The organism is Psychrobacter sp. SC65A.3 (assembly GCF_025642195.1).
In the GTDB taxonomy this organism is placed as follows: Bacteria; Pseudomonadota; Gammaproteobacteria; order Pseudomonadales; family Moraxellaceae; genus Psychrobacter; species Psychrobacter cryohalolentis.
Genome location: NZ_CP106752.1, coordinates 105,883 through 128,603, shown reverse-complemented (window position 1 = coordinate 128,603; position 22,721 = coordinate 105,883). Strand labels below are relative to the sequence as shown.

At 40.9% G+C, this 22,721-nt stretch carries 20 protein-coding genes; 5 read left to right on the top strand and 15 right to left on the bottom strand.

The window, feature by feature from the left end:
- Positions 1-30: 30 nt before the first annotated feature.
- The 7 genes from OEG80_RS00525 to OEG80_RS00495 form a co-directional block, all read right to left on the bottom strand.
- Positions 31-714, bottom strand: a complete 684-nt coding sequence (locus OEG80_RS00525; RefSeq protein ID WP_011959976.1) for a hypothetical protein — start codon at positions 712-714, stop codon at positions 31-33.
- A gap of 63 nt (positions 715-777) precedes the next feature.
- Entirely contained in the window at positions 778-1,860 is a 1,083-nt protein-coding gene (locus tag OEG80_RS00520) for an FAD:protein FMN transferase (RefSeq protein ID WP_011959975.1), read from the bottom strand.
- Positions 1,861-1,915: 55 nt separating this feature from the next.
- Positions 1,916-2,230 carry a hypothetical protein gene (locus OEG80_RS00515; protein WP_020444569.1) on the bottom strand — a complete coding sequence of 105 codons (315 nt, stop codon included), beginning with the start codon at positions 2,228-2,230 and terminating at the stop codon, positions 1,916-1,918.
- Positions 2,223-2,813: a PepSY domain-containing protein gene (locus OEG80_RS00510; RefSeq protein ID WP_011959973.1), complete on the bottom strand. Its 591-nt coding sequence runs from the start codon at positions 2,811-2,813 to the stop codon at positions 2,223-2,225. Before OEG80_RS00510 ends, OEG80_RS00515 begins: the two co-directional genes overlap by 8 nt.
- Before the next feature lie 99 nt (positions 2,814-2,912).
- Positions 2,913-4,376, bottom strand: a complete 1,464-nt coding sequence (locus OEG80_RS00505; protein ID WP_011959972.1) for an ATP-binding protein — start codon at positions 4,374-4,376, stop codon at positions 2,913-2,915.
- Positions 4,377-4,440: 64 nt separating this feature from the next.
- Positions 4,441-5,115, bottom strand: coding sequence for a response regulator (locus OEG80_RS00500; RefSeq protein ID WP_020444568.1), 675 nt, complete (start codon positions 5,113-5,115; stop codon positions 4,441-4,443).
- A 19-nt stretch (positions 5,116-5,134) separates the two neighbouring features.
- Positions 5,135-5,740 carry a cytochrome b/b6 domain-containing protein gene (locus OEG80_RS00495; RefSeq protein ID WP_020444589.1) on the bottom strand — a complete coding sequence of 202 codons (606 nt, stop codon included), beginning with the start codon at positions 5,738-5,740 and terminating at the stop codon, positions 5,135-5,137.
- 320 nt (positions 5,741-6,060) lie between these two features.
- Here OEG80_RS00495 and OEG80_RS00490 point away from each other — a divergent pair, with 320 nt between their 5' ends.
- Entirely contained in the window at positions 6,061-7,320 is a 1,260-nt protein-coding gene (locus OEG80_RS00490; protein WP_020444588.1) for a ferredoxin reductase family protein, read from the top strand.
- Positions 7,321-7,683: 363 nt separating this feature from the next.
- On the opposite strand, the gene OEG80_RS00485 is transcribed toward OEG80_RS00490, so the two are convergent.
- On the bottom strand, positions 7,684-8,016 hold the full coding sequence (locus OEG80_RS00485; protein WP_015060935.1) for a YnfA family protein: 333 nt from the start codon (positions 8,014-8,016) through the stop codon (positions 7,684-7,686).
- Positions 8,017-8,102: 86 nt separating this feature from the next.
- Here OEG80_RS00485 and OEG80_RS00480 point away from each other — a divergent pair, with 86 nt between their 5' ends.
- Both OEG80_RS00480 and OEG80_RS00475 read left to right on the top strand, forming a co-directional pair.
- The gene (locus OEG80_RS00480; protein ID WP_263241249.1) at positions 8,103-8,651 is read left to right on the top strand and encodes a manganese efflux pump MntP; all 549 of its coding nucleotides are present in this window, start codon (positions 8,103-8,105) and stop codon (positions 8,649-8,651) included.
- A gap of 211 nt (positions 8,652-8,862) precedes the next feature.
- Complete coding sequence (locus OEG80_RS00475) at positions 8,863-9,696, top strand: cation transporter (protein WP_058368786.1); 834 nt, start codon at positions 8,863-8,865, stop codon at positions 9,694-9,696.
- 544 nt (positions 9,697-10,240) lie between these two features.
- On the opposite strand, the gene OEG80_RS00470 is transcribed toward OEG80_RS00475, so the two are convergent.
- The 7 genes from OEG80_RS00470 to OEG80_RS00440 all read right to left on the bottom strand — a co-directional run bounded on the left by OEG80_RS00470 (position 10,241) and on the right by OEG80_RS00440 (position 21,044).
- A complete protein-coding gene (locus OEG80_RS00470; RefSeq protein ID WP_263241247.1) occupies positions 10,241-11,095 on the bottom strand; it encodes a patatin-like phospholipase family protein in 855 nt (284 codons plus the stop codon).
- A 134-nt stretch (positions 11,096-11,229) separates the two neighbouring features.
- The gene (locus tag OEG80_RS00465) at positions 11,230-12,039 is read right to left on the bottom strand and encodes a M48 family metallopeptidase (RefSeq protein ID WP_263241246.1); all 810 of its coding nucleotides are present in this window, start codon (positions 12,037-12,039) and stop codon (positions 11,230-11,232) included.
- A gap of 6 nt (positions 12,040-12,045) precedes the next feature.
- The gene (locus OEG80_RS00460; RefSeq protein WP_442792439.1) at positions 12,046-15,465 is read right to left on the bottom strand and encodes a type I restriction endonuclease subunit R; all 3,420 of its coding nucleotides are present in this window, start codon (positions 15,463-15,465) and stop codon (positions 12,046-12,048) included.
- Positions 15,466-15,640: 175 nt separating this feature from the next.
- The gene (locus tag OEG80_RS00455; protein WP_263241244.1) at positions 15,641-16,948 is read right to left on the bottom strand and encodes a hypothetical protein; all 1,308 of its coding nucleotides are present in this window, start codon (positions 16,946-16,948) and stop codon (positions 15,641-15,643) included.
- Complete coding sequence (locus OEG80_RS00450; protein ID WP_263241242.1) at positions 16,941-18,149, bottom strand: nucleoid-associated protein; 1,209 nt, start codon at positions 18,147-18,149, stop codon at positions 16,941-16,943. Before OEG80_RS00450 ends, OEG80_RS00455 begins: the two co-directional genes overlap by 8 nt.
- Before the next feature lie 185 nt (positions 18,150-18,334).
- Entirely contained in the window at positions 18,335-19,519 is a 1,185-nt protein-coding gene (locus tag OEG80_RS00445) for a restriction endonuclease subunit S (RefSeq protein WP_263241241.1), read from the bottom strand.
- Entirely contained in the window at positions 19,509-21,044 is a 1,536-nt protein-coding gene (locus OEG80_RS00440; protein ID WP_263241240.1) for a type I restriction-modification system subunit M, read from the bottom strand. The genes OEG80_RS00445 and OEG80_RS00440 overlap by 11 nt, the downstream gene beginning before the upstream one ends.
- Before the next feature lie 282 nt (positions 21,045-21,326).
- On the opposite strand from OEG80_RS00440, the gene OEG80_RS00435 reads away from it, so the two are divergent.
- Both OEG80_RS00435 and OEG80_RS00430 read left to right on the top strand, forming a co-directional pair.
- Positions 21,327-22,259, top strand: coding sequence for a hypothetical protein (locus OEG80_RS00435; protein ID WP_263241239.1), 933 nt, complete (start codon positions 21,327-21,329; stop codon positions 22,257-22,259).
- Positions 22,260-22,289: 30 nt separating this feature from the next.
- The gene (locus tag OEG80_RS00430) at positions 22,290-22,466 is read left to right on the top strand and encodes a hypothetical protein (RefSeq protein ID WP_263241238.1); all 177 of its coding nucleotides are present in this window, start codon (positions 22,290-22,292) and stop codon (positions 22,464-22,466) included.
- The last annotated feature ends 255 nt before the right edge of the window (positions 22,467-22,721 follow it).

The following is a 22,721-nucleotide window of genomic DNA, read 5'->3' as shown; positions in this document are numbered from 1 at the left end:
GCCTATAATGACACACCAATTTCCACATAGTTACCTTGCTTGCTTTAAAGCGATTATTCGATAGGTTATTAGTAAAAAGACTATTGTTTGACTGCCGGCATAAAATAATAACAAAGGCAGCGCGCGACTGTCTGAGCCCACCATAAACACATGAATACTGATGAACATATACGCCATAAAGGTCAAAAAGTGTAGCCAGCGCCATGCTGATTGACCAATATACTGCTTAATATAAAAACTAAACGCACAGATAAATAAGAACCAAAACCCCAACTGCCCCAAGGCCACGCCCACACGCTCAGTCTGAAAACCAAAAGGCATTAGCACCTGCCATAAGTTCAGATTTAAGAAATTATCTGCTAATAAGATACCAGCATGAAACGCGGCAAAGCCTACGGCAATCAGGCTTAGATACTGATGTAAGACAAATACCCGCGCTGCATTAAAGCGCTTGCCTAAACGAGTGCTTAACAACAAGCCAAAAATGACTGCCAACCAAAATAACGTATAAGCGATAACACCGCTTGCCCGTGATAAATACCAAAAGTGTTTATCTGTGCTGGTCAGTAGCTGAGATACCGTCTCTCCCCAAGTTAACGACGCATAACCACCAACTCCGATAGCAATGCTTAACGTTAAGCCAACCCATAGAGCCTGAGTGAGAACATTAGTATTGGAAGCAGTATGACTGCTGGTAGGATGGTCTGTATGCATGACTATGCTCCTATGAATGGCTTTACTTAATGTATTGATATCTAGCGCATGTCGCGTGATAAATTAACTAGCAAGCAGGTTTGGACGCATGGCAGAAGTCACCATCACTTTGTTATCCCTATCTATTAACAACGCCGCAATATGGTGTTTGTTGAGCCACGCCACGGCTGCTTTAACACCAAGAAGCACGCAGTATTTGGCGTATACCTCCGCCGTCATCGCATCTTTCGCCAGTACCGTTGCAGTTAGGACGTCACTTGTTACTGGACGCAAGTCATGCGGATGGATCAAATGATGTTGCCAGCGGCCGTCGTGCAACCAGCGACGATAATCTTGCCCAGATGTGGCGACAGCCCCAGAGCTGAGCTTGAGGATCGCCACATCTTCATCATTGTGAACGTGCTCACTATTGGCAAAATACGGCTTGGCAACAGCCACTCCCCAAGACACCGGTTTATCTGTTGGGTTTTTTGGAACACCAATCGCGATATCCCCACCCATATCGACTAAGCAGGGAATATGCCAGTCATGAACTCGGCTAATATTTTCCGCCAACTGCATGGCGCACCACCCTTTGACATATCCATTCAAATCCAGTGCCATGCCAGCTGGCAGATATACTTGATGTTGTCTGTCAGCTAACTGGCGAAGCTGAATACCTTCTATCTGCTGATTGGCATGGTTAGCACTTGTCGTGTCTTGCACGTTTGTAGGGGTGCTTACGCTAGTAACAGGTAATGATGGCACAGACATTTTGGGCAAGGTCTCAAATGAATGCTTATAGCCTGCGTCCCATAGAGGGTGCAATAACGTTGGTGTTACTAAGCCTTGAGTCTTTGAGACAAAGTGAATGGCACGCTGCAACACCTCAAATAATTCTGAACTCACCTCAGACCATTGGTCGCCACGGTTATTCAGTCTCATAAGCTCACTGCTGTCATCAAAACGACTGAAGATATGTTCCCAGTCAGCTAAGCGCTGCTGAATATCGTTTGTCAAAAAAGCGACTTGTTGGTCTATTCTCATTTGTGAAGGTTGCGCGCTCAGTCTTGTGGTATTTAAGCTAATTTGAATGTGACAACCCATGGCAAACAGTTTAATCGTTGCCAGTTGCGGTGTTGTTTGATTGGACATATTTGTGTGCATTCAAAGCCCTCCCTTGACTAAACATTCAAACTAAATAATCTGTGGTTTTTCTTATTTATTGAGAAGATCGCGTACGAGCGACAACCCTTATTACCTCAACAGGTGCGACTGCATTGACCTGTCGCAATTGATTGATATCAGCGATGGGCGTTGGCGTGACTGCCCTTTCATCAGACTCAGCAACAGCAGTGCTTATAATGGCAGTGCTCACAGGGGCAGTTTTTTGTTCTTGATTGAGTAGTACCAGCCATCCTGCCATAGTACCTGCAATCGAGACCATCATAATGCTGCTTTTAAGAGCGGCAAAAGGATCTGCTTTTTTAGCCGTTTTTTTGACGGCTGGTGTCGAATGTGATTTGGTATTAGTCATCGTATTCCTCCTCATCATGTTGCTGATAGCTCATGGCGATTAGGCGATCATTCTCTTTATAGTATTTTTTATCGTGTGCTTTGCGATGTTTATCCTCTTTACGTTTATCATCATCGTGGTGCTTATCTTCATAATCGTCATCGTCAAATCTCTCAGCACGATAGTCATTGGTCGCAACCGGATTCAGTACAGTGCCGACACTGGCATCAATATAAGTAGCGCCGCTGTCTAATAGCACCTCATAAGCGACGGTGCCGTTATAATTGACGAGCTCGGGTGAAGCCTGCAATACTGAATTGGGCGCGTCTTGCTGCGCAAGCGCAGTTGCTTGCGTGGCTGTGAGTGCCGCCAGAGGTGATGGATTGGCAAATGGGGATTGCGTGAGAGGGTTTGCCACGGCTTTAAAGGACGATAAATCAGAGGATATAGAGGTAATGTCAGTATTTTGACTCATGGCATTCGCAGCTGATAGTGCGTCATCAGCGCTGGGCGACTGGACAGATAAGGCGATAACGCCACCAAAAAACACTAATGAGGTTGCACCAACAGTCAATAATAAGGGTTTTAATAGAGGTAGGCTCATAAGATTGTACTCCGTCTATATTATTAGGGAATACAACTAGCATACGGGGTAAATATTAACTCAACCTTAAGCCCACGCCGATTAATTTTTATCGTTTTATCAGATGCTTGATATCGCTTTTTTATGTCTTATCGTGACGATAAAGCCAGTTTCTGGTTGAGAGCGGTTAGCAAACTCTAACGTCAGACCGTGCAGCTCTGCTATTCGATTGGCAATGGATAGCCCAAGACCGCTACCTAATTGGCTTTGACCTGCTGGGCGATAAAAGCGCTCGCTTAAGCGCGTCAGTTGTTCTGGCTCGACGCCACTGCCATTATCGACCACTCTAATAGCATTGGTGTCGAGCTGAAGTTCAATCAAAGCGCCCTCGGGACAATAGCGAATGGCATTGTCCAACAGGTTACGGATGAGCAGTTTGAATAAAATTGGATTGATAAGGATGGGTAGAATATCAGCAGGATTGTCACAGTTCACAGTGCGTTTTAATTGCATGTGCTTTTCACGAGCCAGCCGATTGACATCACTGAGTACAATATCCGTTAGCATCAACCAATCCGGACTTTCTAATTGCTCAGGAGGTAATTGTTGTTGCGGTTCTATTTTGGCTAAAATCAGCAGTTGATCGACCAAATGAGTGGCCCGCTCAATGCCATTGCTAATGTTTTGGGCATGATAGAACAGCTGATTATCGTCTTCTACGCCAGATAACTGCAATATCTGCTGCTGTAACAAATCAGCTTGTAGCTTTAACGCCGCAAGCGGGCTTCTAAGCTCATGTGAGGCATCGGCGGTAAAGCGCTGCTCACGTGCTAGGGTATCCGCGACTTTTACAAACAAGACATTTAAGGCGCTCACTAACGGTTGGATCTCTTTGGGCACGTCCGCTGTGATGGGGCTATCATCTTGCGGTTGACGCTGTTCAAGCGCACTACTAATCTGAGTTAACGGCATAAACCCCCGCCGGATCAGCCACACCACCAAACCCATAAATGCAAATAGCCCAATCAACATCGGCAGCACTTGCACGGACATGGCATCAGTAATCATCTCTCGGCGAGATTTGAGGTTCTGTCCGACGGCAATGACCCGACCTTCATAGTCATGATCATCATGGACGTAAAATAAACGCCAGCGCTTACTAAAAGGGTTGAGGCGCTGATAGGCAGAATCATGCTCTTCTAAAAACCCATGCTGGTCTGGCAAAAAAGCAAATGATTGACCATTTTCATCAGCCATTAATAGACGGCCTTTTTTATCCCAAATGGCAAAGCCCATATAGTCATCCTCAGCCTCACCAAGATCACCTGATAGCTGCTTACTTTTTAACGCATAGATTTTGGGCGTGTGCTTTTTGTTATCATCCCTTTGCCTATGATGGTCTTTATCGTCCTCTTCTTTGGGGGCGACCCCTATTAAATAACGGGCAACTTGAGTGATTTGGGTGTCATTCATCTCATTGATTTCGTGCCAAAGCTTCCACGCAATAAAGCTTGAGGTAAGCACCCACAGCAAAGGTAAACCAATCAGTAGCGATGTTAATAGCCGTTGCTGAATACTTTTCATAGGCTCACCAAGTAGCAGACAAAGTGGAGGCACCAAAAACAGACCGTTGAATGCCTAACGGTGGTTAATGGTGGTTATGGACTGGATTGAGATAGTAGCCAATACCGCGTTTGGTCAAGATAAAATCATTGCCCAGTTTTTTACGTAAATGATGAATGTGTACTTCAATGGCATTGCTTTCGATATCTTGTTGCCACCCATATAGCTTGTCTTCTAAGCTTGCGCGGCTGTGGATTTGCTTAGGGTGGGTCAGCATTTGCTCTAAGATTGCCACTTCTTTGATGGTTAATTCTACCATTTTGCCTTGATAAGAGACTTGCTGATTCTGAGGCTGATAGGCCACTTCGCCATAACGGACTTCAGGTTGACACCGACCTTGGCTGCGTCTCATCAATGCTTGTAGACGGGCAATCACCTCATCTAATGCAAATGGCTTCACCAAATAATCATCAGCGCCGGCATTGAGTCCTGCCACACGATTGGCAATCGCATCGCGAGCGGTGATAATCAATACTGGCGTATCTATGTGTTTTTCCCGCCAGTTTTTTAGGACGGTCATGCCATCACCTTTTGGCAAGGTCAAATCCAGCAGTACCGCATCAAACATGCCATCTTGCAGCGCCATCTCACCTTGCTTGGCATCACCAAACCAATCCACCATCATGCCATGACTTTTTAAGCCAAGGACAATTCCATCAGCGATGGTGCTGTCGTCTTCTATCAATAATATGCGTGCCATAAGTGCTCCATCGCTTGACTTATTTCATAGTAGTCGGCTTGTCTGTCACCGTTTTTTTGCCCGTTATCATTGATTTAATGAGGTTTTGGCGTTGCCAGTAACTCATGGCAATCGCTGCGATGATATGTAGAGGAACCAGTAGATATAAGCTGTTTGCTAATAACTCATGAATCTCTTCAAGCACCTCTTTATCACCAAACAGCCCTGCTTCCATCAGATAACCGGTTAGTCCTAACCCTATAGTCACAGCCCATAACGATAACATCATCAGTGCGGCCAAGGGGTTATGACCAAGATTCTGCTCATCAACGCGTCGAACGCTTAAATCTGATACATGCCGTTTGAGTCGTTTTGGTGTGGGGAAAAAGCCAGTAAAGCGTGCATAGCGCGTGCCAACCAGACCCCAAAGTAAACGTATGACCACCAGTCCCAAAACGGTATAGCCGACATACTCATGCCACTCACCACCATCTTCGGTAAAAAACAGATTAGCAATAATACCAGCTGCGACTGTCCAATGAGTCACTCTTACTAATAGGTCCCAAACTTTTACTTGCCTCGCTTTAGGCATGTTCGGTACATGTGCAGAAGAGTCGTCCCAATTAATGATGTCTTTTTGGCTCATGGTTGTCACTCCTTAATCATTTGTTTGTTTATTGACAACACCCGCTGCTAAACACTGAAAATCAGCAAGATATCGTAAGCAGACGAGATATCACATCATCTGCCTTATCGCTATTACAACAAACAAATCTTAAGGTGAGCTTAGGACGTTAAAACAGGTAAATCATTGTGCAGCGAACCGGTAGCCTACGTCGTGCCATATACACCACTTAAGAATTATTTAAGAATCAGGCTGTATTATTAGCCATACTTCTCAATAAATACCTACTTGTTAAATCAAGCTTTCTTAACGGCAATAAAATAATTTTTCGGGAGATTCTTATGGCTTTAAAGTCATGGCAAGTGATCGGTAGTGTCGTACTGATCACTTCAATCACTGTACTCATGCAAATTTCCTCTGAAACGTGGATCACATCAGCAACAGTCAGTTTGATAATGGGTGCTTCGGCTTTAGCGTGCATGGCAAGCTCATGCATACTCGCTAGCCGTTGGCACGGTATTGAAAGGCTCTTTGGCGGTCTGGACAGGGTTTATGAAGCGCATAAGTGGATTGCTATATGGGCACTTATTTTCGCTGTCTATCATTTTGTCTTCAAAGCCAAGCTAGACGCTTGGGATCTTGCGCCCATTTTGGAGTTGTCCAAATATTGGACGCGTTTGATGCGTCAACTCAGCCTTGTCGCGTTAGGTCTGATTATACTACTGGCGCTGAATCGCAAAATCCCGTATGGCAACTGGCGTTGGTTGCATAAGTTCTCAGGCCCACTTTTTTTAATCGTTATACTACATTGGCTGAGCTTTGAGTCTCCCATCACACTGACTAGTCCAGCAGGTATTTGGTTAGCACTACTTTGTTCTGTAGGCGTGATTGCAGCATTGTACAAGATGATATTGTACCCATTCATTGCCAAAGCCGGAGAGTATAAGTTAGTCGCTATATCCCAGGGCAAAGCGGCGGTACACTTGGAGTTTGAGCCAGTCCGTAAAGGGTTTCAATTTAAGGCTGGTCAATTTGCCTTTATCTCTCTTAAAGAACCAGGTTTGCACGAGCCGCATCCTTTTACCATAGCTAACGCACCTTCTGATACTGGACACATCCATTTTGTGATTCGAGCATTGGGTGATTATACAAAAAAGCTAAATGAACAAGCCAAAGTGGGTATGTTGGCTGATATTTATGCGCCTCATGGTAATTTTAAACGTATATCAAATGCAGAGCGTGAAATCTGGATTGGTGCCGGAGTAGGAATCTCTCCCTTTATTTCTTGGCAAGAGGATAAAACTATCGGTCATTTTGAACGTGCCACTCTGATATATTGCTTCGATCCTGCGCGTGTTTTTCCAAGTGTTGAGCGTATGCAGGAGATGACAGAACAGTCTGGAGTAGATTTCGTAGCCAACCCAAGTGGCAGTAATGCCATGGCTGAAACCATTCGGCAAGTCGCCAGTGAAGTTAATCCAAAGCAGATTCAGATTAGTTTTTGCGGTCCAAAAGGGCTTTTAGGAAAAGTACAAGAGTTAATGAAAGAAAATGGTATTCCTGCCAAAAATATTCATTATGAGTTTTTTGATTTTCGCTAGAACACGTACAATTTGCCGTGCTTAACACAAACCCAATAAGACAAATGGCACGCTGGCTCAAGTCATAAAGTCATCGGTGCTAGTGCTAAGTAGGCGAACGACAATGGTATACAGATTAATTTAAGTCATCGAACGTTGATCAGGAGCCTGGTGGTTTAAAGGCCGTCTTATACTTAATGGTCTACAGTGACTTAACATGAAATGGATATACCGCCATTTCATGTTAAAAAGGACACTACTGTGTACACGGAGCTACTATAAATAACTAGGAGTGATGATAACAATAGCGTACAACCGAATATTCAAGTCCTCACTAGGGAACCGAACCAGTAGAAGCATTTGACTGGTTCGGTAGGGTATAGCCTATGTATTGCGCGGTGCAAACATAATAATAGCCATGCCTAGAAGTGCCACTGAAGTACCTAATATGTCCCATGTCGTTGGTCGAATACCATCAACAGCCCATAACCATAGAATTGCCATCGTTACATACACACCACCATAGGCGGCATAAACTCTGCCAACAGCGGTTGGATGTAAAGTCAGTAACCACACAAAAGCAACCAAACTAAGCGCACTGGGGACAAGAAGCCATATTGACTTACCCTCTCTCAGCCATAGATATGGCAAATAGCAACCTACAATCTCTGCTAGTGCAGTAATGGCAAAAAGCCCAACTGTTTTTAATTCAGACAAAAAACTTACCCCTTTAGTCATTTATAATGCAGCGCTTGAGTTTATCATGACACTCTAAAAAAACATCTAAAATGGAACTACCTTTCATGTTAGAAATATTATTATTGGCGTTAGCACTAGCAGCGGATGCTTTCGCAGTTTCTATTACTATTGGCTCAACCCATAAAGACTATTCCAAACAACAATTTCTAAATATGGCTTTGTTAATTGGTCTGTATTTTGGAGTTGCTCAAGGCGTGATGCCACTTCTTGGTTATGCTTTAGGCGTTACTTTGGTTGGGTGGCTAGCTGAATGGTCATCTTGGATTGCATTTATAATCCTTGTAGCTCTTGGAGCTAAAATGCTTTATGAATCACGCTCAAATGATGAAGATGAAGTTCGAATTAATATAAATCATCGCACCTTGTTCTCCTTAGCTATTGCCACAAGTCTTGATGCAATGGCAGCAGGTTTTACCTTAAACTTATTGGAAATTAATGCTTACTTAGCATGTTTAATTATTGCTTTAGTGACTGGAGTATTAAGCATCTTAGGTGCGTACATAGGACGCCAGTCTGGTAACTGGCTTGGAAGTTGGGCAGAAGCAGCCGGTGGACTAATTTTAATAGCGATTGGTGTAAATATGGTGGTTTAAAGTCCATCTTATATTTAAGAGTTTTCAGGGGCTAATGTAGGATACTATTATCAGTAGCCTACAGCCAAAGGTTCAAGTCCTCACTAGGGGACCGAACCAGTGAAGGCACCTGATTGATTCGCCATAGGTATAGCTTTTGAAACCATTTTTCTTTATATTGTCACTTAGACAGGCTGGGCATTTGAACCACCACCCGGATATAAATGTAGCTATGAATAAAACAACTTTTAAAATATCGAAGATGGACTGCCCTTCGGAGGAAAACCTAATCCGAATGAAATTAGAGGGTCACTCGAATATTGAACATCTTGAGTTCGACATTCCTAACCGTCAATTAACTGTGTTTCATCATGACAATATAGAAGGGATAGAGACTGCTATTCATGACCTAAAATTAGGAGACACCCTACTCTCGACCGAAACCATTGACCCCTCTGATCCCAACAATAATTTTAAAATTGATGCTGACTCTAGTCACAAAAAAGATGCTGAGCAAAGAAAGCTGCTATGGATAGTGCTGGTCATTAACTTTGCTTTCTTTATTATTGAAATGAGCACGGGACTGATTTCTCGTTCGATGGGGTTGGTCGCCGATAGCTTAGATATGTTAGCAGATAGCTTCGTGTACGGAATTAGCTTATTTGCGGTCGGTGGAACGGTCATTAAGAAAAAACGGATTGCTAGAATTGCCGGATATTTTCAAATTACGCTAGCGATTCTTGGTTTTTTAGAAGTACTAAGACGTTTCTTTGGCAATGAGCAGTTACCTGACTTTTCTACCATGATAGTCATATCGATTCTTGCGCTAATTGCAAACTCGATTTGCCTCTATTTACTACAAAAATCGAAAAGCAAAAAAGAAGAAGCCCATATGCAAGCCAGTATGATTTTCACTTCAAACGATGTGATTATCAATTTAGGGGTAATTGTTGCAGGGATTTTGGTTAATTGGTTACACTCTAGTACGCCTGATTTGATTATTGGTAGCATCGTATTTGCTTTAGTTATTCAGGGCGCCTTTAGAATATTGAAGTTGAGTAAGTAGCCAAGCCTAATAACTGAAGCAAATAGCTCAAGTAAGTAGCTTAATTAAACCGCTAAGTGTAAAGTAACTGGGTTTGAAGCAAATAAACATCATAAGGATATGAGACCTCAAGCAATGATTGAACAAACTTTAAATCTAGTCACCACCAAAGACCATCAGCAAGTTGCCGTTTGGCGAATAATAGATGATGAAGTCTTTGATAAGAATCTGGTGGTGGTCAACTAATTTAGGACACTAATAAAATTCAAACCTACATCGCCATTACTTATAACCCTGAGTCGAGAACGGATAATAATTATAAGCGTTGGGGCAACTTTTATGACCGCCAAGATCTGTTAGTAGGTGACGAGTTGTGTCAGGTGGTTAATTTTCAGAGACCTTCCTAAATTTTGTGTAAGTATTTAATCTAAACGTCAGTTACACAGAATCTGGGATGGTCTCGCAAATATCTCAACCATAAGATACTTATCCAATAGAATTAAGCTGCACTATTTAACAGTTAATGTCTAATTTTAAGCATTCTGATTTATTAACGGAATTATCATTAAAGTTTATGCCAATCTTCAATCGCTTTGTACCCAGTTTCTAGTCCTACATCATAGCTATAACGAATTTTAGCTTTATCTTTAGATAATCGACCCGCCATATTTTTCAAGTCGGGTGGGCAAACTTCTAAAAACTTCTGTGGTGATGCAGAATGTAAAAATTGCACCGCATCATTATAACGTTGGGTTCGTGTTAATAAGCTTTGGGCAAAACCGTATCGTTGCTTAGAAAAATATTTAGCCAACAGCTGATCGCCCTTGCGACCTGCTTTATAGTAATTGTGAGGACGAGTACGGATCACCATTAGCTTAGCAACACGATCTTGTTGAGCGGCCCAATGCACAGGCAAAGCATCAGCTACACCACCATCGAAATAAGGTTCGCCAAATATCTCGACCGCTTGACGAGTCAGCACTGGTATAGAACTTGATGCTCTTAATCCATCCAAAATATTGTCTTTACAGGCTTTAATATAGTTAGCTTCACCTGAAATAGCGTGTGTTAGCACCATGTGAAACTCAGCATGACTGGCAAATAATTGTGCCTGATTTAGTGGATGCTCTTGTTCCACCACGTCCCACATCCACTTTAGATCCAGTAAGTCCCCACCTTTAAGGAAACGACCATAATGGATAAATTCAGGTCGAAGTGAATGATCTAAGTAAATCTGCAGGGTGCGACCTTGTTGCGCAGCTAAATAGTTAGCAACGTTCGTTGAGCCTGAGGACACCCCCACACAAAGATCAAAAGGATTAAATTGTTGTTGTAAAAATGCGTCTAAGACACCACTGGTAAATGCGCCACGCATTCCACCACCTTCAACTACAAGTGCTTGTCGATGTTGTTTAAGCATTGAAAACCTCGAATTCTTGTAAATACTACCTTTTTAACTTAACCATTACATAGAGTAATTAAGTGAAGCGCCTCGAGTATATCGGAGGCTGATACTTTTCCAAAGAACCATCTTAAACTACCTAGCTCCAAATTTTACTCATTCAAGTAAAGCTCAGCCATCCCGTCGAGCCTAGCTTTCACCTCTTTCCAATGCGGCATGACTTGAGTTAATAAGCGCCAAAAATGCTCACTATGATTGTGCTCAGCGATATGACACAGCTCATGCAATATCACATAATCAATGCATTCTTTTGGTGCTTTGACTAAGTGCGGATTGAGGATTAAATTACCTTTATTTGAGCAGCTTCCCCATTGTTTTTTCATTACTATTAACTTCAATGAAGGATTATTTTTTACCCATGAGGCCTTATGTATCAAGGCCTCAAGCCTCTCTCTAGAGACCGACGTAAATTTATCTTTATACCATTTATCAATCAAGCTTTTCACGAGAATCGCTCGTTTTTCAGCGTCTAATTCAGAATCATTTTGAGACAATTCTACATGTAACTTACCGCGACTGAGCTTCACCGTACTGTTTATTTTATCGTTAGTTTTTGCATCGGTTATCACTTTTAACACATAACGACGACCCAGATAAAACTGGGTCTCACCACTGATATAACGTTTAGGCAATACGTGATCTTGTTGCTTTGCAAATTCTTGTAGGCTTTGCCATATCCAGCGAGCACGCTTCATCATGGCGTCATGTATTATCTCGTCACTGGCATCAACAGGCGCTGTGGCGACTACACGCTGATCAGGATGTACCTTGATGACCACTTTGCGAGGTTTGCTCTTTTCGTTAATAAGCGTATCGCTTCTAGACTTATTTTTTGTGTCTTTACGCACGACTTCATAATGGATCTTATCTTCACCATAATAAAAGTTGCCTGTCTCAGTCATTGCCTACTACCCTCTTGCTGCTCGTGGGCTACTTGTCTCTCTCGACAGCCCAAGTCGGGTAATCTTTAGCACCTCTTCAATGAGCTGTTGCGCTTTATCAATACCCAAGTCAGCAAACAGCATTGGCAATAATCGTCTATTAATCGCATTTTCAATTTCACTGGCATTGATGGAATATTCCGCCACATTCGTTTTGACTACTTCATCAATCTCAAAGGCGTAAGCGACCAGCTTGTCATTATCTAGCTCTTTATCCGCTAAGCTATCATTATCACCACCAGCGTCAAATAAAAGCTTAAACAAACCAAAATAAGCCTGAGCATGTTTATTTAATTTGCCATTGTCATCGATAAATTCATTCGGTACATCAGCAACATCGCGGTCTTTGACGGCCTGCTCAAAGTCAGCAAACATCATGTACTGCTTCACGGGTGCATCGAACATCGCTTTAGCTTCTTCAATGGCTTTTTTTAGGAGCTTAGAGAAGTACTCTTGCGCATACGGATCATCAGCCAAATCTTGCTCAATCATCTTGGTCACACGACCTGTAATTTTATCGGTTTGGTTGCGTGCTTCATCATCACTTAATTCTTCAGGCTTAACATCCTTGCCTAAATTGCCGACCAAGTAAGCCCCTTTCGCCTCTTTAACCTCAAGTCCTGCAATATGCTTATCGAGTAAGCTACGAATATCCGCTTCATACTCATCATAATCGATGGTCTCATCAGCGTCTTCACGTACTTGCTTACGTAGGTTAATAAAGGCTTTTAGATCCTGCTTATAACGATCGCGCTTGCTATCAAATGATTTGTCTTCAAAGAAGGACGCCGATTGCAATGCAATTTTCATGGCGTTAGAAAATTCAGTTAAAGCAGCATAAAAGTCATCACGTTCTTTTAGCTTGGTATCAACCACTCTGCCATCTATTTCCTGCATTTTTGGTGCAAGCACTTGTCTTAATGCTTGCCCGTCTTGCTTGTTTTTTACCGATGAGAAGATAGCCCACAGCTCGCTATGTAGTCTTGGCAGCTGCTTGTACTCAGTATCCATGGCGTTATAAAGACCTTTGAGGTCTTCGATATCAAAACCTCCTTGCGTACGTTCCGCTAAGTCTTGGTATTTCTCGATGGTGACATCTAGCTCTTTTAAGATGCCACGATAATCAATCAGATAACCAAAGCGTTTCTTCTCATGCAAGCGGTTTACCCGTGCAATCGCCTGAATCAAGTTATGCTGCTTTAGCGGTTTGTCGATATACAGTACGGTGTTCTTTGGCTCATCAAAGCCCGTTAATAGCTTATCAACGACGATCATAATGTCAGGACCATCGTCCTGACTAAAGGCTTCTATGATGGCTTTGGTATACGCTTTTTCATCACCGCCGAAGTCTGCGGCGACATTATCTTGCCACCATCTTTGTACGATGTCTTTTGATTCGCTATCGACAGTGTCATGCCCTTCACGAGTATCAGGTGGTGACATGGCAACCACTGAGGTCACTTTACCAATCTTATCTAATGCCATTTTATAGCGGATAGCGGAGGCTTTAGAGTCACAAGCCAGTTGACCTTTTAGATGCTGCTGTTTAAAGTTTTGAAAGTGATCAGAGATGTCATGAGCGATCAGCTCGATACGTCCCTCCACCTGATAGATTTGACCTTTTTGGGAGAACTTACGTTTGAGGTCACTCTTTTGATCATCAGTGAGCTTTTGGGTAATACGGTCAAACCAGCTATCTATGGCTTGATCGTTGGTATTCAGCTCAGGGATACGCTCTTCGTAGAGCAATGGGGTGACGGTTTTATCTTTGACCGCTTGCTGCATGGTGTAGGAGTGAATGATGCTACCAAATTTGTTTTCGGTCTTATCGTCCTTTAGCAAGGGCGTACCCGTAAAGGCGATAAAGGCAGCATTTGGCAAGGCTTGCGCCATGCGAATATTATTCTCACCGTTTTGGCTACGGTGACCTTCATCGACCATGACGATGATGTTTGGGCTGTCGTTATAGCACTCATCATATTTAACGGCTGAGCCAAACTTATTAATAATGGAGAAAATAACCCGCTCATTACCCTGCCCAATCTGCTGCGCTAGACGGCGACCAGAAGTTGCCATCGCATCCGTTTTGTCGCGATCACTAAGCACACCACCAGAAGCAAAGGTTTTACTAAGCTGAGTTTCAAGATCAACACGGTCAGTGACGACAATAACACGGCACTTCGCGAGCTCTTCTAACCAAATGAGCGCCTTGGAGAAAAACACCATAGTGAAAGATTTACCACTGCCTGTAGTATGCCAAATCACTCCACCCTCACGACTACCCTTCTCATCAAAAGTACTAATACGTTCAATCAGGGCTTTGATACCAAAGACTTGCTGATATCGGGCAACGATTTTGCCAGCCTTTTTATCAAACAAGGTAAACATGCGCGTCATCTCAAGCAAACGCTCAGGCTGTAATAAGCTAATGATAAGGCGGTCTTGGTCGGTAACGACTAGATCACCGCCATCAATCAATGACTGATATTCATCTTTAATAAAGGCAGGACGATGGGCAAACAGATTCTCAATCTGCTCAGGACTGAGCGCTTGATTTTTTAGACGGGCAAACTCAGGCTCAGAGATCTCTTCTTCGACCCACTTCGCCCAAAATTTCTCAGGCGTACCGCAAGTGGCATATAGACCGTCATTACCATTAACTGCCAGTAATAACTGGCTATAGGCAAACAGGTGCGGGATTTGTTTTTGACCTTGATTACGGATGTGCTGGGAGACGGCTTGCGTGTTGGTTGATTGCCACTCTCTACTCGAGTCAGGACGTTTGGCTTCAATCACTGCCAACGGTAGACCATTTACGAAGCAGACGATATCAGGAATGATATTACCTGTCCCTTCAGCATTCTGTACTACCAGCTCTTCGGTAAAGTGAAAGCTATTATTATCGATATGATTCCAATCTATCAAGCTGATGGTTTGCGAGGTTTTTTTACCGTCGATAAATTCGGTCACGGTCACGCCATATAGCATGGCGTTATAGAGCTTTTCATTGGCGAGTTGCAAGCCTAAATTCATCGCTGGGTTTAGCTCGTGCATGATCTTATCAATGGCGCTATCTGATAAATGATGCGGAGTGCCTTCAAACATAAAGGTTTGCTTGGCTAAGAACGCACGCATAACGGGCAATAACACCACTTGGTTGGTGGCTTTATTTGAGGCAACCTTTGAGCGCATGGCGTGGCATTTACTAGGCGAAATAAACTGATAGCCCAGCGTTGTGAGTAAGGTTAAGGCCGGAATCTTTGAGCTGAATTCTTCGGCGAAGTTGATGCTTTTATTAAAATTAGGGTTGATCATATCTGCCCACTTTAGACATAGCGTTTGTTTGGTTGTTTGTTTGCCTTTATCGATTGTAGCCCAAAACACCATAAAAGATGTCATAAAAAAGGCAACAAAAAAACCGCCAAGGTTGCGCGTTACCTAAAGGGCACTAAGCGTGGCGGTTGTGTTGGGTACAGATTAGTTGATGAGAGTTAACGTATCAATATTTATTAATTTTAACGCCGAGATAATACATATCCTAAGTCATTAACTACTTAGTTTGTTATTTATATTTCTTTAATATTTTTTTATATTCATCTCTTATCAGATAGACAAAAAAAGCTATTAAACCAATACACGTTATAAATAGTATAAGAAGCTTATAGTCCAAAACAGTAACTGATAAAAAACGATCAAGACCATATATAAAAATTAAAGTTGCTATACTTAAGACGGCTTTCACATATACCGAAATAAAATTAAAGCGAGAATCTAATATATACTGCATTTTTGAAAGTAGTTTATCTTTAACGACAACAGAACTTACATCGCCTTTGTTAAAAAACCTCTCTATAGACACTCGAAGGTAAGCTAGCTGTTCATTTTGTTGGAACGTATTAAAGATGACGAAACCGCTAAATACCATTAATGCTAGATACGAAACATTCAAATTAACTTTATTTAACTGTATTAAAGCCGCGGCTACTGGTAGACCCAACGCCTGAGTTTGTAATGTTCCTAAAGAGTCATTTACGGATTTTACGAAATAGTCTAAATCTTTTTTTAATTCTAGCTCAAGCTTCTGATAACTAAAATTACTTAAATACGCTTGAAAACTACTTAAAGTATAAGAAGATATCTTTTCTATATTTTTTACAAGCTCATGAAAACGTTCTTTTTTTTCAAAATTCTCCAGTATATTAGCTGTTTCCATAATAAATATAGACTGCTTCTCTTTCTTATGTTTATCAATTGGCTCATCATTGAGAAATTCTTTTAACTCGTATATTGATTTTCCAAATAATTCAATATCAAGATTATCAAAAATATTTTTGTATGTTTTTTTAAATTCTTCTCCTGAATTAGGAGAGATAACTAATGGTTTATCTGTAAACAATACGATTTGTCTATAACCATCTAAGTATGCGTATTTAGCATACAACACCATAATTTCATTAAGATAAACAAAATATTGGCGATACATACTCACATCAGACGTTAAATTATTTTCGAATGGAATTATAATCTTACTATTCCAATCTATTTTTTCGAAAGATGAAAGAACATAATTCAGCAAGTAGTCTAAAGTTGAAAAAAAGTTACTTCTTACGGAAGTTATATTTACGCTCAAAACGAACGAATAACTGTTACCAATTTTGAAATCTTTATACATAGGTGCATAAAGGTCATCATCGTCAAAATCAATGGATATAGAGTCATTACTATCGGTGTCATTTTCAGTATACTTTATTATAGAGTGTATTTTTTTATCTTCATCCGCTATAAATTCACCTATAAAACCTGTTTCAGTATAGGATATTACAGTAGATATTTTTAAAACTTCTTTAAGGCTATTAAGAGCATTATTCATCCTGTATCACTTTATTCTCGACCTTAATGCCAATATTATTGCGCTTTATATTTTCATACTCTTCTTCAGTCAATTTTATCATTAACTTATAGTGTTTGTCGTTAACCTGTTGACTCTCTACGACAAGTGATGTCGCCTTATCAATATCTCTTTTTGTACCTTTTATACTTATGCTTTCACCTACTTGAATATCTACTTTTAGTTTTTTATCGACTGTAGATTGCTTAGGATTAAAAATAGAATTATAGTCAGTATAGCCCTCGTTTTCACAGTACTCACCAAAGGTTATAACGTCTTGGTCTTGAGGAAACAACTCTGGATTTGAAACTTTTAGTGCTTCGAATATAGGAAGAATGTCTTCTTCAACATTAACAGTATCCTCAGAGCGACATTTTTGACTCATTAGACCATATATCTGTTGTTCAGTGCTATATCTTAGTTTTTTTCTGCCTTCGTACGTCTCGGGAATAATGTGGTCTAAATACTTACCAATGTACTTTATTATTTCTTTTGTAGTTGCACCATCATTCAAAGGGATTGCAGTTGGAACAAAACTTTGAAAATATTGAGCAACAAAACCTTTTTTTCTTGTCCATCTTACATAATTAGATATCAGATTTGTTGTGTCATTATCCTCGTCTAAATTGCCATCTTGTACCACACTATCTTCATTTAAGTGTTGGTTAAAAACAGCAAGCTCTATACTTACAGAAAATCTTAATGAAGCATTATCAATATTTGTATTTGGTATTATTGCTCCGGTAGGGTCCAAAGTAAAACCAGAAGATGGATTAACAAGGCCAATTACTAAATAATCTTTATTATCCCTTTTATACCAAAGTACTGGTATATAACCTCCTGTTGCCATCATCTCATCTTGCATTTGCTTTTTGAGCGCTCTAACCATCTCTTTCGATAGCTCTAGAAAAGCATCAGCTTCGATGTTCTGATTACCATTACTCATATAGTGACTGGCTATTACTTTTGATAAAGTATTTTCTCTAGTGAAGCTACCACAAGTTGATGTTACTCGACTTGCGTTTCTAGAATCGTAATCTACTTTTTCAGCAAATTTATCTAGTAAAGCATTGCTTTCATGTAGACTTTGTCGCTCTACCAAAACTACAGAATCATCACCTTGAGTATGTTGTTTTTTTTGCAAATCATGGATAACTGCTGCATGTATACTGATTGTCGTCATATTATGAAATCTTCTCTTACCAAAATTTATATTGTTTAATCAATTCGTATTACTATACATAGTTTCATTAATATTTACCTCTTATTCTCTTACTGCACAAATTTAAAACAATCTAGCTATCAGTAAATGCGTCTACTTATTTTCCACAGAACTACTTTTATCGGCTGGTTATTGTGATTACACAACTAAATACATCCTACCTCAAAATCAACCACCACCCGCTTCTTACCCGTCAACAATACCTGCATCAACGCCTTTTTCTCTTGCTGTAAATCAGCCAATTGCTGCTCAAGCAATTCGATTTCTTTATGGGCATTGGTTAACACGGTGGCGATTTTTTGTTGTTCTATGCAGCTTGGAATTGAGATCTTCATACTCTCTAAATCTCTAGGATATATGTGAGGTTGAGCACCACCACTTTGTAGAGTATAGATTTTTTGTTGTTGATTACTGAGCCAGTAATATAAATATTTAATATTATTATCTCCTTTAGGTTCTACGACTGAACAATCTGACGCCCAAATTTTATAAGGAAAAAAAGCTATATAACCAGCGTAAGCTCCACTAGCACTAACAGTAATAATATTTTCATGGGTAAAATCACTGTGAGTATAAGGACTTGATTTACCACCTGCGATTACTGGGTAAGAACCTTCTTTAAGGTCTTTACTGCTTAGTGCTTTACCTTTTTTAATTTTAGCGAAGTCAGCAAGTTTTCCTTCTTCCCACTCACCCTCAAACGGTTTCCCCTCATCATTAAGCAAACGCTTTTTGCCTGTCAGCAATTGCTGCATCAAGGCTTTTTTCTGCTGGGTACTATTCTCAATTAAACACTCAGTCGTGCTAATCGCTTTATCCCAAGTCGATAGGATTTTGGCAATTTTTTGTTGTTCCTGTTTTGACGATGCCACCATAATAGGTAGTTCAGAAAGTATAGTGGTATTTAGATTTAGCATTGTCTGCCCAACGGCATTCTGCTCTAGCCACTTTCTTACTGTACTTTTTTGCAGAAAGTAAGATAAAAATAAAGCTGAATTTTCTTTACTAATAGAGGCTTTTAAACATCCTGTTCCACATAGTGCGCCTTCAGATTCTTCTGTTATTAAACCAAATCGAGCAACATCACCCCTTCTACTAAATAAAATATCGCCTTTTTTTAATTTATGCTTAACAAGGTCATCAGCTCTAGTTTCTGGTATTTTTGCTGCACTATTAATATCTGCTCTGCCGTCAATCAAATCTTTCGGCATTAAAACTGGAATGCCTTCATCTGTATATTCGTGAGCATGAAGTTGACTACCGAAAGGTCCAGTTTGAATTTTACTAGAAATATCACCAAGTGAAGTTAGTTTCCAACCATTAGGCACCATAACCCAACTCCTTCAAATATCCTGCCATCTCATCCTCTAACAGGTTTAACTCTGCTTTAAGCGCCAAACGCTCAGCACGAACCGCATCTAGATCAATCTCTGCCTCTTCCTCAAAGGTATCGACATAGCGTGGGATATTTAGGTTAAAGTCATTTTCTTTAATTTCATCAAAGCTCGCTAGATATGCATATTTATCAACGCTTTCCCGCGCTTTATACGTCTCAATAATCCTAGCAATATTGTCTTCAGTCAGCTGGTTTTGGTTTTTACCCGATTTAAACTCATTGCTCGCATCGATAAATAAGACTTTGTCATCAGTTTTATTCTTTTTAAATAATAAAATAGCCGCTGGAATCCCCGTTCCAAAGAACAGCTTTTCAGGCAGACCAATCACTGTATCGAGCAGGTTTTCTTCGATGAGTTGCTGACGGATTTTGCCCTCAGACGACGCACGGAACAGCACGCCATGCGGTACGACCACGCCCATACGACCAGTACTTGCTTTAAGCGTTTCAATCATATGACTGATAAAAGCATAGTCGCCTTTAGTCTTGGGCGGTACACCGCGATGGAAGCGACCATAGGGATCGCTGCTGGCATCTTCATAACCCCATTTATCTAGTGAAAACGGCGGATTGGCAGTGACCACATCGAACTGGAGTAAGTGACCGTCTTTATCGAGTAGCAGCGGATTACGGATGGTATCGCCCCACTCGATACGGTGGTTGTCCTCACCGTGTAGGAACATATTCATCTTGGCCAGTGCCCATGTCGAGCCAATGGCTTCTTGACCGTATAGCGCATACTTCTTAGAATTTGAGTTTTTGCGTACCATCGCCCCGCACTTAATGAGTAGCGAACCCGAACCACAAGCAGGATCACAGATCTCATCGCCTTCCACAGGCTCAAGGATAGTCGCCAGTAAGTTCGATACTTCGGGCGGTGTATAAAACTCACCAGCCGTTGCGCCACTACTGGCGGCAAAGTGCTTGATTAAGAACTCGTACGCATTACCAATCACGTCCAAGCTACCAACACGCTCAACGCTTAGGTTGAGGATCTCTTTGCCAAAGTCTTCTAATAGGTGGCGTAGTAGCTCGTTCTTTTGCTTTTCTTGACCCAATTTATCGGTGTTAAAGCTGATATCTTGGAAAACGTTTTTGAGCTTGGTGCCGTTAGCTTCTTCAATCGCATGAAGGGCCTCGTCAATACGTTGACCGTTGCCCGGCTGATGACGCTGCTCGTATAGATCCCAAAAGCTTGCGCCCTCAGGTAAGACAAAACGCTGCTTGGACATCATGGCATGGATCAGTTCTGGATTGTCACCAAACTGCTCAACCAGCTTGTTGTACTCATCGCGGTAAACGTCTGACAGATACTTGAGAAACAGCATGGTCAAAATAAAGTCTTTATAGGTATCAGCGCTGATGACGCCACGGAAGGTGTCACAGGCGTTCCATACGGCTTTGTTGATATCGTCTTGATTGATTTTATTGATAGTTTTAGTAGTAGTGCTGGTCGGCATTGATGTTTCCTGAATACTTTGAAAGGTATAAGTTTTATAGGGGTCGATTATGGTGTCATGCATTCGCTTTGCTTAGAAGTATAGCGCACATTATGGTTTGTAATAACATTCACTACGCTCCAATTTTTGGCTTATGAGAATTCCACTGAATTAGATATAGATAATTGTTAGAAGTACTAAACTATCGTAGCAATAATGTTATTACTGAATTTTTGTTTTGCAATAAAAAACAGCGTTGTCTATTATTGAGTTTCTTACTGAAATATAACGACAGGTAACAATATGAAAATCAATAAGCTATATGCAAGTATCGCATTAACTAGTGCTTTGGCGCTTACAGGATGTGGCGGCGATGATGACGGTGAATATGTAGCAGGCGGCGGTAACAATGGTGGCCCTATCGTCAACAATGAGCTGAACTACGCAACATTTGACCCTTTCAGCGACGTGGTCAATGGACAATACAAAACAGGATGGGGTAAATTTGATTTCAAGCTCAATAATAATGGCTTAATTCGTAGTGTTTCTACTGTTGTGGGTAGCTCGCCTACTGCCTATCAAGACAGCAGAAGCGATGACCTTAGATTAGAATATTATGTTGGTAATAATTTATTCGCCGCTGTTCCTGAAGAGTTCGATAGTAAGTTCTATAAAATCAACTTCGTAGATAGCGATACGTTCAAGCTAAAAATTCAGTCAGGTAGCAGCATCGTTAATTCGACTTATGACATCATTACTCTTGACCTCACTGGCGTCGGCAAGCAGCCAGGAAATGCTCAGACTGGGATAGAGACAGATTTAGATTATTTCCCTGATAGCTTTAACGCTACTTTCCCTAGTGGCTCTCAATGTTACATATTTTTAGAAACACCTGATCAAGACTACTATACTTTTTCTGATTATGATGAGGAAGGCAGTATGACGATAGATCAGTGGATTGCTAAAGAGAAAAAATACAATACTGTCAGCAATCTTGTCAAAGAAAATGTCGGAAGCAAAAATGAATTGCAAGCGGTAAGATATACTGATGAAGATGGCGATATTAATGCTGCTGTGGTATACAAAGGCTTAATTTATGAAGCTTATTATTACCAAAAAGGTATTCAAGAGAAAGAAGATATCGACCCTAATATCGCAGAGATCTACTGTAATCAATACAATAGCGTTGCCACCAAGTTCTTAGAAACACAAATTAAAGCTGTTTATCAGAATTAATCGAGTATAGCTAAGGTTTAAATTTAAGGTTTGGTAGCTTTTACTAGTGAGTGGTTACTATTTTTCTTACAAGCAGCGAAACAACAAATAGCGCCTAATATGGGCGCTATTTTATTATGCCACTATAGCCATCTTGCAGTGCTCTATTTAGAATGGTGGCAAGTAGCATTAAGCGGTAATGGTAGGAAACGTAATCCTAACTACTAGAAATAGTTTTTTAGTGATAGTATATGTTTGAAATCAAATAATGTCGTAGAAATATTTAGTTACATTTTATTGTGAGATAAATCCCATTATTTGCCTTGCCTCCAATACTGTTGCGCTGTTGGTCTATTTGATGGTCTAACGTGCATATCTATTATTACAATGATAATTAAATCAAATACTTATATATATAGTTAGACTTCCTCCTTCACCGCCAATCTTAGTCATTCCCTGTTTTCCTGTCTTGTCCTACCCCCT

What these genes read in the sequence shown, in the direction of transcription:
- OEG80_RS00460 (WP_442792439.1), bottom strand. Translation starts at nt 15,465, where the DNA reads ATGGTGTTTTGGGCTACAATCGATAAAGGCAAACAAACAACCAAACAA.
- OEG80_RS00450 (WP_263241242.1), bottom strand. Translation starts at nt 18,149, where the DNA reads ATGACGACAATCAGTATACATGCAGCAGTTATCCATGATTTGCAAAAA.
- OEG80_RS00495 (WP_020444589.1), bottom strand. Translation starts at nt 5,740, where the DNA reads ATGAGCCAAAAAGACATCATTAATTGGGACGACTCTTCTGCACATGTA.
- OEG80_RS00515 (WP_020444569.1), bottom strand. Translation starts at nt 2,230, where the DNA reads ATGACTAATACCAAATCACATTCGACACCAGCCGTCAAAAAAACGGCT.
- OEG80_RS00490 (WP_020444588.1), top strand. Translation starts at nt 6,061, where the DNA reads ATGGCTTTAAAGTCATGGCAAGTGATCGGTAGTGTCGTACTGATCACT.
- OEG80_RS00500 (WP_020444568.1), bottom strand. Translation starts at nt 5,115, where the DNA reads ATGGCACGCATATTATTGATAGAAGACGACAGCACCATCGCTGATGGA.
- OEG80_RS00505 (WP_011959972.1), bottom strand. Translation starts at nt 4,376, where the DNA reads ATGAAAAGTATTCAGCAACGGCTATTAACATCGCTACTGATTGGTTTA.
- OEG80_RS00435 (WP_263241239.1), top strand. Translation starts at nt 21,327, where the DNA reads ATGAAAATCAATAAGCTATATGCAAGTATCGCATTAACTAGTGCTTTG.
- OEG80_RS00440 (WP_263241240.1), bottom strand. Translation starts at nt 21,044, where the DNA reads ATGCCGACCAGCACTACTACTAAAACTATCAATAAAATCAATCAAGAC.
- OEG80_RS00445 (WP_263241241.1), bottom strand. Translation starts at nt 19,519, where the DNA reads ATGGTGCCTAATGGTTGGAAACTAACTTCACTTGGTGATATTTCTAGT.
- OEG80_RS00455 (WP_263241244.1), bottom strand. Translation starts at nt 16,948, where the DNA reads ATGAATAATGCTCTTAATAGCCTTAAAGAAGTTTTAAAAATATCTACT.
- OEG80_RS00520 (WP_011959975.1), bottom strand. Translation starts at nt 1,860, where the DNA reads ATGCACACAAATATGTCCAATCAAACAACACCGCAACTGGCAACGATT.
- OEG80_RS00475 (WP_058368786.1), top strand. Translation starts at nt 8,863, where the DNA reads ATGAATAAAACAACTTTTAAAATATCGAAGATGGACTGCCCTTCGGAG.
- OEG80_RS00465 (WP_263241246.1), bottom strand. Translation starts at nt 12,039, where the DNA reads ATGACTGAGACAGGCAACTTTTATTATGGTGAAGATAAGATCCATTAT.
- OEG80_RS00510 (WP_011959973.1), bottom strand. Translation starts at nt 2,813, where the DNA reads ATGAGCCTACCTCTATTAAAACCCTTATTATTGACTGTTGGTGCAACC.
- OEG80_RS00525 (WP_011959976.1), bottom strand. Translation starts at nt 714, where the DNA reads ATGCATACAGACCATCCTACCAGCAGTCATACTGCTTCCAATACTAAT.
- OEG80_RS00480 (WP_263241249.1), top strand. Translation starts at nt 8,103, where the DNA reads ATGTTAGAAATATTATTATTGGCGTTAGCACTAGCAGCGGATGCTTTC.
- OEG80_RS00470 (WP_263241247.1), bottom strand. Translation starts at nt 11,095, where the DNA reads ATGCTTAAACAACATCGACAAGCACTTGTAGTTGAAGGTGGTGGAATG.